The organism is Acinetobacter sp. SM34 (assembly GCF_022012365.1).
Taxonomy (GTDB): Bacteria; Pseudomonadota; Gammaproteobacteria; order Pseudomonadales; family Moraxellaceae; genus Acinetobacter.
The window spans coordinates 1-13,746 of the sequence record NZ_JAKLTP010000016.1 but is presented as its reverse complement, the minus strand read 5'-3'; the positions used below and the strand labels follow the sequence as shown (position 1 = coordinate 13,746).

Annotated in this window: 13 protein-coding genes; 9 read left to right on the top strand and 4 right to left on the bottom strand. The window is 44.5% G+C overall.

Features of this window, described 5'->3' with window-relative positions; all coding sequences use genetic code 11:
• Positions 1 to 56: 56 nt before the first annotated feature.
• On the bottom strand, positions 57 to 824 hold the full coding sequence (locus LZZ98_RS13075; protein ID WP_237788224.1) for a hydroxymethylpyrimidine/phosphomethylpyrimidine kinase: 768 nt from the start codon (positions 822 to 824) through the stop codon (positions 57 to 59).
• A gap of 101 nt (positions 825 to 925) precedes the next feature.
• Here LZZ98_RS13075 and LZZ98_RS13070 point away from each other — a divergent pair, with 101 nt between their 5' ends.
• Positions 926 to 1,570 (top strand): HAD-IA family hydrolase, encoded by a 645-nt coding sequence (locus LZZ98_RS13070; RefSeq protein ID WP_237788223.1) that lies wholly within the window; start codon positions 926 to 928, stop codon positions 1,568 to 1,570.
• Between the two features lie 60 nt (positions 1,571 to 1,630).
• Here the strand turns inward: LZZ98_RS13070 and LZZ98_RS13065 are convergent, their stop codons facing one another.
• Positions 1,631 to 2,095: an Lrp/AsnC ligand binding domain-containing protein gene (locus LZZ98_RS13065; RefSeq protein WP_086197651.1), complete on the bottom strand. Its 465-nt coding sequence runs from the start codon at positions 2,093 to 2,095 to the stop codon at positions 1,631 to 1,633.
• A 137-nt stretch (positions 2,096 to 2,232) separates the two neighbouring features.
• Here LZZ98_RS13065 and LZZ98_RS13060 point away from each other — a divergent pair, with 137 nt between their 5' ends.
• The 4 genes from LZZ98_RS13060 (at position 2,233) to LZZ98_RS13045 (ending at position 6,637) form a co-directional block, all read left to right on the top strand.
• Positions 2,233 to 3,492, top strand: a complete 1,260-nt coding sequence (locus tag LZZ98_RS13060) for a D-amino acid dehydrogenase (RefSeq protein ID WP_237788222.1) — start codon at positions 2,233 to 2,235, stop codon at positions 3,490 to 3,492.
• Positions 3,493 to 3,528: 36 nt separating this feature from the next.
• Positions 3,529 to 4,626 (top strand): alanine racemase, encoded by a 1,098-nt coding sequence (alr, locus tag LZZ98_RS13055; protein ID WP_237788221.1) that lies wholly within the window; start codon positions 3,529 to 3,531, stop codon positions 4,624 to 4,626.
• Between the two features lie 51 nt (positions 4,627 to 4,677).
• Positions 4,678 to 5,037: a RidA family protein gene (locus tag LZZ98_RS13050; protein WP_166170803.1), complete on the top strand. Its 360-nt coding sequence runs from the start codon at positions 4,678 to 4,680 to the stop codon at positions 5,035 to 5,037.
• Positions 5,038 to 5,176: 139 nt separating this feature from the next.
• A complete protein-coding gene (locus LZZ98_RS13045) occupies positions 5,177 to 6,637 on the top strand; it encodes an amino acid permease (protein WP_237788220.1) in 1,461 nt (486 codons plus the stop codon).
• A gap of 51 nt (positions 6,638 to 6,688) precedes the next feature.
• Here the strand turns inward: LZZ98_RS13045 and hemJ are convergent, their stop codons facing one another.
• Positions 6,689 to 7,141: a protoporphyrinogen oxidase HemJ gene (gene hemJ, locus LZZ98_RS13040; RefSeq protein ID WP_237788219.1), complete on the bottom strand. Its 453-nt coding sequence runs from the start codon at positions 7,139 to 7,141 to the stop codon at positions 6,689 to 6,691.
• Between the two features lie 71 nt (positions 7,142 to 7,212).
• Positions 7,213 to 8,442: a beta-ketoacyl-ACP synthase II gene (locus LZZ98_RS13035; RefSeq protein WP_237788218.1), complete on the bottom strand. Its 1,230-nt coding sequence runs from the start codon at positions 8,440 to 8,442 to the stop codon at positions 7,213 to 7,215.
• 280 nt (positions 8,443 to 8,722) lie between these two features.
• Here LZZ98_RS13035 and LZZ98_RS13030 point away from each other — a divergent pair, with 280 nt between their 5' ends.
• The 4 genes from LZZ98_RS13030 (at position 8,723) to fusA (ending at position 13,620) form a co-directional block, all read left to right on the top strand.
• Positions 8,723 to 10,147 (top strand): EcsC family protein, encoded by a 1,425-nt coding sequence (locus LZZ98_RS13030; RefSeq protein ID WP_237788217.1) that lies wholly within the window; start codon positions 8,723 to 8,725, stop codon positions 10,145 to 10,147.
• A gap of 178 nt (positions 10,148 to 10,325) precedes the next feature.
• Complete coding sequence (gene rpsL, locus LZZ98_RS13025) at positions 10,326 to 10,700, top strand: 30S ribosomal protein S12 (protein ID WP_004648013.1); 375 nt, start codon at positions 10,326 to 10,328, stop codon at positions 10,698 to 10,700.
• 179 nt (positions 10,701 to 10,879) lie between these two features.
• A complete protein-coding gene (gene rpsG, locus LZZ98_RS13020; RefSeq protein ID WP_004648014.1) occupies positions 10,880 to 11,350 on the top strand; it encodes a 30S ribosomal protein S7 in 471 nt (156 codons plus the stop codon).
• A 131-nt stretch (positions 11,351 to 11,481) separates the two neighbouring features.
• A complete protein-coding gene (gene fusA / locus LZZ98_RS13015; RefSeq protein ID WP_086175354.1) occupies positions 11,482 to 13,620 on the top strand; it encodes an elongation factor G in 2,139 nt (712 codons plus the stop codon).
• Positions 13,621 to 13,746 lie beyond the last annotated feature (126 nt).

Genomic DNA, 13,746 nt, shown 5'->3' with positions numbered 1-13,746 from the left:
CTGAGATCAAGTCTGGACAATGAATTGATCATCAAGTTTTTATCCAGTACATGGGTTTAAAAGCGTTTAGGGATTTTCTGGCCATGCGGTACAGGGGATTCCGCCTTTTTCAGCACGCCAAACAGCCAGGTTTCGGCATGGTTGACAGCCTGTTTTAAATCGTCACCTTGTGCTAAACGGCCGGCAATAAAGCTGGCCAGCGAACAGCCTGAACCGTGATATTGACCTTCAAGGCGAGGACACCGGGTTTCAGATACCAGCTTGCCATCTACATATAAAGCATTACGGATATAGTCAGGAGTATCTTCATGTCCGCCTTTGACTAAAATCGCTTTAGCGCCCATAGCAAAAAGTTTTACCGTTGCCTGGTCAATATCTTCCACGCCGGTTAAGGCACGAAGCTCGACGGTGTTCGGGGTCAGCACAGTAGCCAGCGGAATCAGTTCCACAAATGCTTTCACCAGTGTGGCTTGATCACCTAACGAGCCGCCACTATTGGCCACCAGTACTGGATCGAGTACATACAGATACTCAGGATGTTCACGTAAAAATTCAGCCAAAGCGGCAATATTGTCTGTGGTGCCTAACATACCGGATTTCACACATTTAATCGGTAAATCACCGACTACAGCATGGGCTTGAGCCAGCAATAATTCTTTGGAGGTTGCTTCAAAACCAAACACCTGCTGCGAGTTTTGAATGGTCAGCGCAGTACAGGCAATAGCTGCATGTGCGCCACTTTGGCCAATCGCTTCAATATCTGCCTGCAAGCCAGCGCCACCCGATGGATCTAAACCAGAAAAGCAAAGTACAGTAGGGCGCACAATGATGTCCTTAAATCACAAAATTTGCGTTAGTATAGGCAACTTTGAGCCAAGTCTCGATAGTATTTGTGAAGTAAAAATTTAAGTTGAAGGGTTGGTTGGTGATTAAGAATATTTTGATTGATTTAGACGGAACATTAACTGATCCCAAAGTGGGGATTACCACTTCAGCGCGTTATGGTCTGGCCAAAGTAGGTCATCCGATTGCCGATGACGTCAACATCGACTGGATTATTGGTCCACCTTTGCAGGCTTCTTTGGCGAAAATTTTAAATGTGCCGGTGGATGATGTTTTGGCTGAACAGGCCTTGATGGGCTATCGGGAACGTTTTGCCGTGACCGGTTTATATGAAAATCATGTTTTTGAAGATGTGGCTGCAACTTTGCAAACCTTGCAGCAAAAAGGTTTCCGTTTGTATTTGGCTACGGCAAAACCTCAAATCTATGCCAAGCAGATTTTAGAACATTTTGATCTGCTGCAATATTTTACTTATGCCTATGGCAGTGAGCTGAATGGTGAGCGTACCAATAAAGCGGAGCTGATTGCCTATATCCTTGAAAAGGAAAATTTAAACCCAGCTGAATGTGTGATGGTTGGTGACCGTGAGCATGATATTTTTGGTGCTCGCAGCAATGGTATAGACACCATCGCAGTGGACTATGGTTATGGCTCTAATGCAGAGCTCACTCAGGCACAACCTAAAGCACGGATAGTCAAATTTTCCGATCTGCTTCAATTTTTTTGATCACTCAATACAAGCAATTAGTTCCCTGAGTATCTCCCCTGAATCAAGCTTTTTGTGCTTTTAACGTAGATCCAGATAAAAACTTTCCTTCACTTCTTCCATGACAATGTAACTGTGTGAGGAAGCGGAGGAGGGAAGTTTTTTGAGTAAGTCGCCGAGTAGACGTCGATAGGCGCTCATTTCTTTTAAACGTGCTTTCACCAGATAATCAAATTCGCCTGAAATCAGGTGACATTCCAGAACTTCAGGAATTTCCACCAAATCACGTGCAACCTGATCAAACACATCGCCTGATTTGGCGGATAGTTTGATTTCTAAAAATACCAGCAGGTTGCGATCGACCAGTTGCGGGTTAAGTCGTGCGTAATAGCCCATGATGATGCCATCGCGTTCTAGGCGTTTGACCCGCTCCGAACAGGGTGTGGTAGACAGGTTGACCCGAGATGCCAATTCGCTGATGGCAATCCGTCCATCGCGCTGCAAAATATCCAGAATCTGCTGATCTATACGGTCTAATTTACGCATTATGATTTTCCTTTTTTTAGAATTTTTTCGCGACAAAACTATCAAATTACCTAGATTATAGTATTTAAAACAGTGAAAAAAACTATCAATCAAAAAATATACTAGTGAAATAAACTAGTATGCGTTAGGGATAAGCAATGCGTGTAATTGTCTTGGGTAGTGGTGTAATCGGGGTTGCCAGTGCGTATTACCTCGCACAACAGGGAGCAACTGTTACTGTCTTGGACCGTCAGTCTGGGCCTGCTGAAGAAACCAGTTTTGCCAATGCAGGTCAGGTTTCACCAGGTTATTCGACGCCATGGGCAGCACCGGGTATTCCATTCAAAGCAGTCAAGTGGATGTTTCAGCATCATGCTCCGCTTGCCATCAATATGGATGGCAGCATGTGGCAATTACAGTGGATGGCGCAGATGCTCAAGAACTGCAATCCGCACAGCTATGCCATTAATAAAGAGCGCATGACCCGGGTGGCAGAGTATAGCCGTGACTGCCTCAGAGAGCTGCGTAAAGATACTGGCATTCATTATGAAAACCGTTCTAAAGGCACTTTGCAAGTTTTTCGTAATGAAGCGCAACTAGACATGGTGCAACGTGACATTCAGGTGTTAAAAGAATGTGGTGTGGAGCATGAACTTTTGCTCAAAGATGATCTGGCCAAAGTGGAACCTGCTTTGGAATTTGCTAAAGATAAACTGGTCGGTGGCCTGCATTTACCGAATGATGAAACCGGCGACTGCTACCTATTTACCAATGCACTTGCAAACTTGGCCAAAGAGCTGGGTGTAGAGTTTAAGTTCAACCAAAACGTCGAAAAACTGGTGTTCGAAGGGGATGACATCAAGGGCGTAGTAGTCGATGGTCAAGTGCTAACAGCAGACCGTTATGTCTTGGCATTTGGCAGTTATTCACGTGACTTCTTAAAACCATTGAATTTGAATTTACCGGTTTATCCAGTGAAAGGCTATTCACTCACCATTCCAATTGTTGACCCTGCATTTGCACCGCAGTCTACGGTGCTGGATGAGACTTACAAAATTGCGATTACCCGTTTTGATCAGCGTATCCGGGTGGGTGGTATGGCTGAGCTGAGTGGTTTTAACCATGGCTTGAACCAGGATCGTCGTGCAACTCTGGAAATGGTCACCAAGGATTTATTCCCGGGCGGAAACCTGGCAGAAGCAACTTTCTGGACCGGTTTACGTCCAATGACGCCGGACTCTACCCCGATTATTGGTGCAACACGTTTTAAAAACCTGTTCCTTAACACCGGACACGGCACGCTGGGATGGACCATGGCCTGCGGTTCAGGCAAGCTCATCAGTGACCTGGTCATGAATCATCAACCAGACATCAGTACCGAAGGTCTATCGATCCAACGTTACCCTTCAGCAGCCTAATCTGTTTTAGGTCATATTGATTCAAGGAAGAACAACATGCCACGTCCCATTACTGCAGTGATTCATCGTCAGTCACTGCAGCACAATTTAAATGTTGCCCGTACCAAAATGCCGAATAGCCATGTCTTTGCGGTGGTGAAAGCCAATGCCTATGGTCATGGTATTGAACGCGTCTATCAAGCTTTCAAATCTGCCGATGGTTTTGCACTGCTTGATTTGGCAGAGGCGAAACGCATTCGTGCTCTGGGCTGGAAAGGCCCCGTCTTATTGCTTGAAGGCATCTTTTCCGAGCAAGACCTGTTTGACTGTGATGAGCTGAATTTGAGTTTCACCATTCATAGCCAATATCAGATTGAATGGTTAGCCCGATTCCCCAGACCCGCCCGGTTTGATGTTTACCTGAAAATGAACAGTGGCATGAACCGTCTGGGTTTTGCGGCTGTTCATTACCGCGACATCTGGCAACAATTATCTCAACTGAATAATGTTCAAAGCATCACTCACATGATGCATTTCTCCGATGCTGATGGTGAGCGTTTAGGACGTGACGGCATTGAGCATCAATGCCAGTTGTTTGAGGCAATCACCCATGATTTACCGGGTGCGTGTTCAGTCAGCAACAGTGCAGCCATCTTACGCCATCAGCAGTTGCAGTCAGATGTGATTCGTAGCGGCATCATGCTTTACGGCAGTTCTCCAGATTTCCCCGCACATAGCATTGATGACTGGAACTTGCAGCCTGCAATGAGTCTGCGTAGTGAGATCATTGCCGTTCAACAGCTTAAAGCGGGGGATAGTGTAGGTTACGGCTCAAAGTTCATTGCTGAAACCGATATGCGTATTGGTGTGGTGGCTTGCGGTTATGCCGATGGTTATCAGCGTATTACCGCAACAGGTACGCCCATTTTAGTCGATGGTCAACGCAGCAGTTTGGTCGGACGTGTCAGCATGGATATGCTCGTGGTCGATTTATCTCATCTCCCAAGTGCCCAAGTCGGTAGTGAAGTGGTGCTGTGGGGTACATCGAAACACGGCACTGTGCTCAGTATTGATGAAGTGGCGGCAGGTTCAGGCACGATTGGCTATGAGCTGATGTGTGCTGTCACTGCACGTGTCAATTTTATTCAAGATTAAATTTTAAAAAATCAGATCATTCATTCAATTCATTGATACAAGGAAATGTAGATGTCCCATAGCGATATAGAAAAGTTCAATAGCAACGCCGTGATGAGCGCAGTCACTGTGTTTAATCAGGTGGTGTATTTGTCAGGACAAGTACCTAAAAACACCGGTAATGGTGTCGCAGGCCAGACCCATGAAATTTTAGCCACTATTGATGAATTGCTGGCTTTGGCTGGAACCGATAAATCCCGACTGTTGTCTGCACAGCTTTATATTAAAAATCTTGCTGACTTTTCGATAGTTAATGCCATTTGGATTGACTGGATGAAAGGTTGTACTCCACCTTCGCGTGCCACCATTCAGGCAGATCTAGTCAATCCGGACTGGTTGATTGAAATTGCGGTAACGGCGGCACAGCCTTAATGTCAAAAATCTCCCCCGTATGGCAGCAAAGCGGTTGAGACCGATGTGCTGCCTGGCGTGTAAATGTCGCTGGTTGGGATGACCGGCAATGTAAAGCACATGGTTTACACGCAATCGTATGTTAAAAGGATGTTCAGTTATGACCACTACACCACGAGCAGACGATGCCAAGGCATCATCGCATGAACTACAACGAAAACTGTCCAACCGTCACCTGCAACTTATTGCCATTGGTGGCGCGATTGGGACAGGCCTGTTTATGGGCTCAGGCAAAACCATCTCCCTGGCTGGCCCTTCAATTTTATTGATCTATACCATCATTGGTACCATGTTCTTTTTCCTGATGCGTGCATTGGGTGAAATTTTACTCTCCAACCTGCATTACAAATCCTTTATCGATATGGCGCATGACCTGATTGGTCCGGGTGCAGGCTACTATATTGGCTGGTCATACTGGCTGGGCTGGGTGCTGGTTGGCATTGCAGACCTGGCAGCCATTATCAACTATCTTGGCTTTTGGCTGCCTGAAGGTATGGCCTTTACGCCATCAGGACAGGCCATGATTAGCGTGGCCTGCGTGTTACTGGTGCTCGGTATTAATATGCTCGCCGTACGTCTGTTTGGTGAAATTGAATTCTGGTTTGCGCTCATCAAGATTTTGGCCATTTTAGGGCTGATTGGTATTGGCGGATTTATGGTGTTTAACCATTTTCATGCGCCAGGAGGTTCGCTGGCCAGCTTTAGTAATGTCTGGTCGCATGGCGGCATGTTCCCGCAAGGTGGCAGCGGTTTCCTGGCTGGTTTCCAGATTGCCTTATTTGCTTTTGTTGGAGTGGAACTGATTGGAACCATGGCAGCAGAAACCCAAGACCCTGAAAAGAACTTGCCAAAGGCGGTGAATGCCATTCCGACCCGGATTATTTTGTTCTATGTGTTGTCGCTGTTCATTGTGATGTCGGTGACCCCATGGAACCAGATTCCTGCGGATCAAAGTCCCTTTGTGTCATTGTTCATGCATGCGGGTATTGGTGCAGCAGCGATTATTATGAACCTGGTGGTGCTGTCATCGGTCATGTCTTCCATGAACAGTGGTGTGTTTTCAACATCACGCATGCTGTTTGGCTTGGCGCGGGAAGGGCAGGCTCCGCAAAATCTGGCGCAATTGTCTAAGCGTGCTGTGCCTGCTAAAGGTTTATTATTCTCTTGTGCCTTTATTATGGCAGGTGCAGCATTACAATATTTTGTACCGAATACGGTTGAAGCCTTTACTTTAGCAAGTTCGCTGTGCGTGATTTTGTTTATCAGTATCTGGAGCATCATCATGGTGTGCTATATCCGTTACCGTAAACTGCGCCCAGAACTGCATGCCAAGTCAACCTTTAAAATGCCGGGCGGGATATGGATGTCCTATGTGGTACTGGTGTTCTTGTTCTTTACTTTGATTATTTTAAGTCTGGAAGCCGATACCTTGCGTGCCCTGATGATCAGTCCTATTTGGCTGATTATTTTGACCGTGACTTATCAGCTCCTGTATAAACCGCGGATGCGTAAACGTCATCAGGACATGCTGATGAAACGCAATCAGGAAATGTTGAACTAAGTTTCTCTGTCAAATGTAAAAAAAGCCCTCGATTGAGGGCTTTTTTGATGCTTAGAAGATCGGTTTAACCACCACTAGAATTACTACGGCAAATAAAATCAGCGTTGGCATTTCATTAAAGAAGCGCCAGAACTTGTGTGATTTGTAATGCGCATTGCCGATCAGTTTTTTACGGTAATAACCACAAACAAAATGATAAATTACCAATAATCCGACCAATCCGACTTTCAGGTAAAACCACAGTGCATCGTGGTAATGACGCGTTGCATCACCCCAATCCACCAAAAAGTGCGCGGTGATCAGTGTGGCAATCATGGAAGGCCACATGATGCCACGGTACAGTTTACGTTCCATGACTTCAAAACGCTGATGACTCACCGTATCTTCACTCATGGCATGGTAAACGTACAAACGTGGCAGGTAGAACAAGGCCGCAAACCAGCAAACGACTGCAATAATATGTAATGCTTTTACCCACAAGAAAGCATCAGAAGGAGCATCCATCCATTCACCCTTTTAAAGGGCAGTGTGGCAGAAGTTGATCATCCATGGCTGAATGATCAACACTTCTTAGCTTAGCCTTCCCATTTTTTGAAAACGAGACAAGCATTTACACCGCCAAAACCGAAACTGTTACTCATCACAGTATTCAATTTTGCATCACGTTTTTCAAGTACGATATCAAACGGTTTTGCACCTTCATCCAGTTCAGTCACGTTGATGTTTGGCGCAATAAAGTCATTTTGCATCATCAAGACTGAGTAAATGGCTTCATGCACGCCCGCAGCACCCAGGCTGTGACCGGTCATAGACTTGGTTGAGCTGATAGGCGGTACTTGGCCTTCACCGAATGCACGTTCCATGGCTTTCAGTTCAGTCACGTCACCTGCAGGAGTTGAAGTACCATGAGTGTTCACATAGTCAATCTTGTCAACACCATGTTGTTTCGCTTCTTCCAGTGCCATCAGGATACAGCGTGTTGCGCCTTCACCGCTTGGAGCCACCATGTCTGCACCATCAGAGTTAGCTGCATAGCCCACTACTTCAGCAAGAATTTTTGCACCACGAGCTTGTGCATGCTCAAGTGATTCAAGCACCACAAAACCGCCGCCACCAGCAATTACGAAACCGTCACGGTCAGCAGAGTATGGGCGAGAAGCTTTTTCAGGGGTGTCATTGTATTTAGAGCAAAGCGCACCCATGGCATCAAACAACAAGCTTTGTGACCAATGATCTTCTTCACCACCGCCGGCAAGCATTAAATCCTGTTTGCCCAATTGAATCAGGTTATATGCGTAACCAATCGCATCGGCAGAAGTTGCACATGCGCTGGTAATGGTATGCGCTACACCTTGCAGTTTGAATGCAACACCGACGTTTGCGGTAATGGTATTGGTCATGTTGCGAGGAACAAAGAAAGGACCAACTTTACGCGCACCTTTGGTTTGCAATAGTTCGTTCATTTCAATGACAGAGGCGGTTGAACCGCCACCTGAACCACCAGTAATACCGTAACGCGGGTTATTGGCTAAATCTTCAACTTGTAAACCGGCATGTTCAACAGCAGAAAGTGCCGAGTTGTAGGCATACATTGCACACACGCCCATGAAGCGTTTCAATTTGCGGTCAATGTTGTCAAAATCTTGTTCAGCTGCTGCACTGACATGGCTCTTAAAGTTTAATTCTGCATAAGTCGGGTTAAAACGTGTTCCAGAAACCCCGTTTTGTAAAGAATGAGTGACATCTTCTAAAGAGTTACCAATGCATGAGTTGATACCCATACCAGTGATTACAACACGCTTCATCTACAGATCCCTTATATGGTGATATTTTGAGTAAAGGCAGCTGATTCAGGGAGAAAACTAAAAACCGCAATCCAGCGCATTACTCATGTTTTTCGGTTGCATTCATGATAGCAGAAAGGTTTTTGAATTCTTATGGCAAATATTATGCCTATTTTGACAGTATGCATCTGTAATGTTTACCCAGAATAATTAACTAAAAGATACACATTAATATTGAGATAAACTTAGACTACACCTAGTATTTATCAATAATTGTAAGAATAGAAGATGAGGGTAAAGAATGACAGATACCAATAATAAACATTCAGGTGGATTCTTCTCAAATGCTTTGGGAGTGGCTAAAAAGATCAGTGCAACAGGAATGAGTGCACTGAATCATGCAGCTGCCGAACGTGCTGGTAAGGCCAATGGAGCCTTGAGCAATGGTCATGTCATTGAGGGAAGTGCCCGTTCTCAAAGCGTATTTGAATCCAGGAAATATGATAATCCTCAACAAATGATGCGCGAGTATTTACCTAATGTATCGCGGCAATTGCTGGGTCGTCAGTACGGCAAGGTCAGTCGCGTGGCTAATTTTGTTTCACCGGATTTTTCAGACAAGGTATCGGACTATTTTTTTGAACATTTAAATCAATTTACTTCAAATCTGAGTTCTGTAGATGCCGTGCTGGATCAGGCCGGTGCAAAAGATTTACAGGAACTGACTCAAGATGTTGAACGTTCAAAACGGCTGAGCCAGGCTTTGGCTGAACAAAATAAATGGCTTGCCTCTATACAGGGTGCCGTGACGGGTGCTACAGGTGTAGTTGGCTCAGCGATTGACGTACCTTTGTCACTGCTGATGTCTCTACGCATGATTTATCAGGTGGGACGTGCTTATGGCTTTGAGCTGAACAAAGACACTGAACAGGATATTGTCCAGTTTGTGTTTAAACAAATCGACTTGGGGCAGATTGCTGAAAAACAGAGTGTATTGATGGCACTCAAAATAGTGTCCAATATGCTGCAAACCCATGACATCGCTCAATTGCAAAACATGCTAGGTTCCAGCAATGATAGCGAGTCACTGAAAAAATGGCTGGTCAATCAAAATGGTGAAATGAAATGGAACTGGTTGAATCATCTGCCAAAAGTTTCATTGATCAGTAAATTAACCCCGGTTGCCGGAGCAGGTATAGGTGCAGCCTATAGCTGGAAACTGGTGGAAGATGTCAACCAGAAAGCCCAGCAGATATTTTCCCATGCCAGAAGCTATTTGCAGCAGCACCAAGGGGTAGAGCTGTCTCCTATTGCGGCTTATGAAAAATCCTTGGAGTTGTTGGCACAGGCAACGCCAAGATTATTAAATCCCTTTACTAAAACTGATCTGAATGCCGAGCTTAAGCTTGATCAAGACATAGCAGTGGAAGGGCATGGCACGATTGCCAAAGTAATTATTAAGAAGAAAGCAGATGATGCCATTGTGGATGATGAACGTAAAAGTGAGCGGGTAGAACAAGGATTAGAGTATTTGGCTGAACATATGGTTGAACCTCATGCACAGGTTGAACCGCAAAAACCGGCCATACCAGTAGATGAATCGGAAATAGATGAATATGCTCAGGCAGATGTTCAAGGAATTGATGTAGGCAGTGAGCAACTTGCTGCTTCCCAATCTGAACAAAATGAAGCAGCTAAGCCAACCAAGAAAAAAGTTACAAAATAGAGTACAAAAAAGCCTAGGGTAACGTCTTTAAAAACGCAACTACTGACCTACATATTAGGAAGTGTTCGATATTTGATATGGCCTCGAATATTGACCATTTTTCTATCTTCGCTTACAATTGTGTGCCCTCAAAAAGTGGTATTTTTTTGAGGCTTTTTATTAACGGGAGAATTGCCAAATGGCAACAACAAATCAGTTGATCCGTAAGGGTCGTACGACTTTGATTGAAAAATCAAAAGTTCCTGCGTTGAAGGCTTGTCCACAACGTCGTGGTGTTTGTACACGTGTTTACACAACTACACCTAAAAAACCTAACTCAGCAATGCGTAAAGTTTGCCGTGTTCGCTTAACTTCTGGCTTTGAAGTATCAAGCTACATCGGTGGTGAAGGCCATAACCTACAAGAGCACAGTGTTGTGCTTATCCGTGGTGGTCGTGTTAAAGACTTACCAGGTGTACGTTACCATACCGTTCGTGGTTCTTTAGACTGCGCTGGTGTTAAAGATCGTAACCAGTCTCGTTCTAAATACGGTACTAAACGTCCTAAGAAATAATCTTTTTAGATTAACTTCTTAAGACCGTAGAACTGCAATCCTTTATCGTCTCGCTTGTCTGATTTCTGCATTTAATTTTGTGAAATTCAAGCGACGTGTAGTAAGGCCAGCGAACAGTACATGACACTTTGTACTCATGCTGGATAAACCTGAAGTGTCATATTTATAGGTGTATTAAAATGCCAAGACGTCGCGTAGTCGCTGCCCGTGAAATCCTTCCGGATCCTAAGTTCGGCAGCCAAACAATCGCTAAATTCATGAACCACGTAATGCAAGATGGTAAAAAATCTATTGCTGAAAGTATCGTTTACGGTGCTTTAGATCGCGTTCAAGAAAAATCTAAAGTAGACCCAGTTGAATTTTTCGAGACTACTCTTGAAAAAGTTCGTCCTATGGTCGAAGTAAAAGCACGCCGTGTTGGTGGTGCTACTTATCAAGTGCCTATGGAAGTACGCCCATCCCGTCGTACTGCCCTAGCTATGCGTTGGTTGGTAGATGCTGCTGCTAAGCGTTCTGAAAAAACAATGGCTTTACGTCTTGCTGGCGAGTTGCTTGATGCAGCTGAAGGTAAGGGTTCAGCGATTAAAAAACGTGAAGATGTGCACCGTATGGCTGAAGCCAACAAAGCCTTCTCTCACTACCGTTTCTAAGCGGATAAAACAGCCCCTATTCAGGAGGGTGGCAAACCAGTTTTCACTGTTTTGTCATCGAATCGCTTTAAGCTGCCTGGCAGCTTAAAGCGTCCTGTTTTAAACAACAAAATTTAGGAATGCAAGAAATCATGGCTCGTCAAACCCCTATTTCTCGTTACCGTAACATTGGTATTTCAGCTCACATTGATGCTGGTAAAACCACGACTACTGAACGTATCTTGTTCTACACAGGTGTATCTCACAAAATTGGTGAAGTACATGATGGTGCAGCAACAATGGACTGGATGGAACAAGAGCAAGAGCGCGGTATTACAATTACCTCTGCTGCTACGACTTGTTTCTGGTCTGGTATGGGTAAACAATTCCCAGAACACCGTATTAACGTAATTGACACCCCGGGACACGTTGACTTCACAATTGAAGTTGAGCGTTCTATGCGTGTTCTTGACGGTGCATGTATGGTTTATTGTGCTGTAGGTGGTGTACAACCTCAGTCTGAAACTGTATGGCGTCAAGCAAATAAATACCAAGTGCCTCGTTTAGCATTCGTGAACAAGATGGACCGTACTGGTGCAAACTTCTTCCGTGTTGTTGAACAAATGAAAACCCGTTTGGGCGCTCATCCTGTACCTGTAGTAATTCCAATTGGTGCTGAAGAAAATTTCCAGGGTGTTGTTGACCTGATCGAAATGAAAGCCATCATTTGGGATGAAGCATCTCAAGGTATGCAATTCGAATATGGTGATATTCCTGCTGACCTTCAAGCAACTGCTGAAGAATGGCGCACCAACATGGTTGAAGCTGCGGCTGAAGCATCTGAAGAATTGATGGATGAATACCTAAACAATGGCGATTTGACTAAAGAGCAAATCATTGCTGGTATTCGTGCGCAAACTTTGGCTTGTGAAATCCAACCAATGCTTTGTGGTACAGCGTTCAAAAACAAAGGTGTTCAACGTATGTTGGATGCTGTAATTGAATTCTTGCCATCACCGACTGAAGTTAAAGCAATCGAAGGTATTCTTGACGATAAAGCTGAAACTAAAGCGACTCGTGAAGCATCTGACGAAGCTCCGTTCTCTGCGTTAGCGTTCAAAATCATGAACGACAAATTCGTAGGTAACTTGACTTTCGTACGTGTTTACTCTGGTGTGCTTAAACAAGGTGACCCAGTTTATAACCCAGTTAAAGCGAAACGTGAGCGTATCGGTCGTATCGTGCAAATGCACGCAAACGAACGTCAAGACGTTGAAGAAATTCGCGCTGGTGACATCGCTGCATGTGTAGGTCTTAAAGACGTTACGACTGGTGATACACTGTGTGATGAGAAAAACATCATTACCCTTGAGCGTATGGAATTCCCTGAGCCAGTAATTTCTTTAGCTGTAGAGCCTAAGACAAAAGCTGACCAAGAGAAAATGTCTATCGCACTTGGTCGTTTGGCGAAAGAAGATCCATCGTTCCGTGTTCGCACTGACGAAGAATCTGGTCAAACAATCATCGCGGGTATGGGTGAGCTTCACCTTGACATCCTTGTTGACCGTATGAAACGTGAATTTAACGTTGAAGCGAACATTGGTAAACCAATGGTTGCTTATCGCGAAACGATTAAAAAATCGGTTGAGCAAGAAGGTAAATTCGTACGTCAAACTGGTGGTAAAGGTAAATTCGGTCATGTGTATGTTCGTTTAGAACCTATGGATGTTGAAGAAGCTGGTAAAGAATATGTATTCGCTGAAGAAGTTGTCGGCGGTACTGTACCTAAAGAATTCTTTGGTGCGGTTGACAAAGGTATTCAAGAACGTATGAAGAATGGTGTATTGGCTGGTTACCCTGTTGTGGGTATCAAAGCGACACTATTCGATGGTTCTTACCATGATGTCGATTCTGACGAATTATCGTTCAAAATGGCGGGTTCTTATGCCTTCCGTGATGGTTTCATGAAAGCGGATCCTATCCTTCTTGAACCAATCATGAAAGTTGAAGTAGAAACTCCAGAAGACTACATGGGCGATATCATGGGTGACTTAAACCGTCGTCGTGGTATGGTTCAAGGTATGGATGACCTTCCTGGCGGTACTAAAGCGATTAAAGCTGAAGTTCCACTTGCTGAGATGTTTGGTTACGCAACTTCTATGCGTTCTATGTCTCAAGGTCGTGCAACTTACTCTATGGAATTTGCTAAATATGCTGAAACTCCACGTAACGTGGCTGAAGGCATCATTTCTAAATTCCAGTCTGGCGGTAAAAAAGGTGACGACGAGTAATCTTTCGATTACTATAAGCCCAAACTAATTCATAGTTAAAAACCAAAATCACTTATGGAGCTAACCCTCCATAAGTAGTTTAATAAGGAAGATCTCATGGCTAAGGCTAAGTTCGAACGTAACAAA

Coding starts and splice junctions, on each gene's coding strand:
- LZZ98_RS13065 (WP_086197651.1), bottom strand. CDS start 2,095: ATGCGTAAATTAGACCGTATAGATCAGCAGATTCTGGATATTTTGCAG.
- LZZ98_RS13060 (WP_237788222.1), top strand. CDS start 2,233: ATGCGTGTAATTGTCTTGGGTAGTGGTGTAATCGGGGTTGCCAGTGCG.
- alr (WP_237788221.1), top strand. CDS start 3,529: ATGCCACGTCCCATTACTGCAGTGATTCATCGTCAGTCACTGCAGCAC.
- LZZ98_RS13050 (WP_166170803.1), top strand. CDS start 4,678: ATGTCCCATAGCGATATAGAAAAGTTCAATAGCAACGCCGTGATGAGC.
- LZZ98_RS13045 (WP_237788220.1), top strand. CDS start 5,177: ATGACCACTACACCACGAGCAGACGATGCCAAGGCATCATCGCATGAA.
- hemJ (WP_237788219.1), bottom strand. CDS start 7,141: ATGGATGCTCCTTCTGATGCTTTCTTGTGGGTAAAAGCATTACATATT.
- LZZ98_RS13035 (WP_237788218.1), bottom strand. CDS start 8,442: ATGAAGCGTGTTGTAATCACTGGTATGGGTATCAACTCATGCATTGGT.
- LZZ98_RS13030 (WP_237788217.1), top strand. CDS start 8,723: ATGACAGATACCAATAATAAACATTCAGGTGGATTCTTCTCAAATGCT.
- rpsL (WP_004648013.1), top strand. CDS start 10,326: ATGGCAACAACAAATCAGTTGATCCGTAAGGGTCGTACGACTTTGATT.
- rpsG (WP_004648014.1), top strand. CDS start 10,880: ATGCCAAGACGTCGCGTAGTCGCTGCCCGTGAAATCCTTCCGGATCCT.
- fusA (WP_086175354.1), top strand. CDS start 11,482: ATGGCTCGTCAAACCCCTATTTCTCGTTACCGTAACATTGGTATTTCA.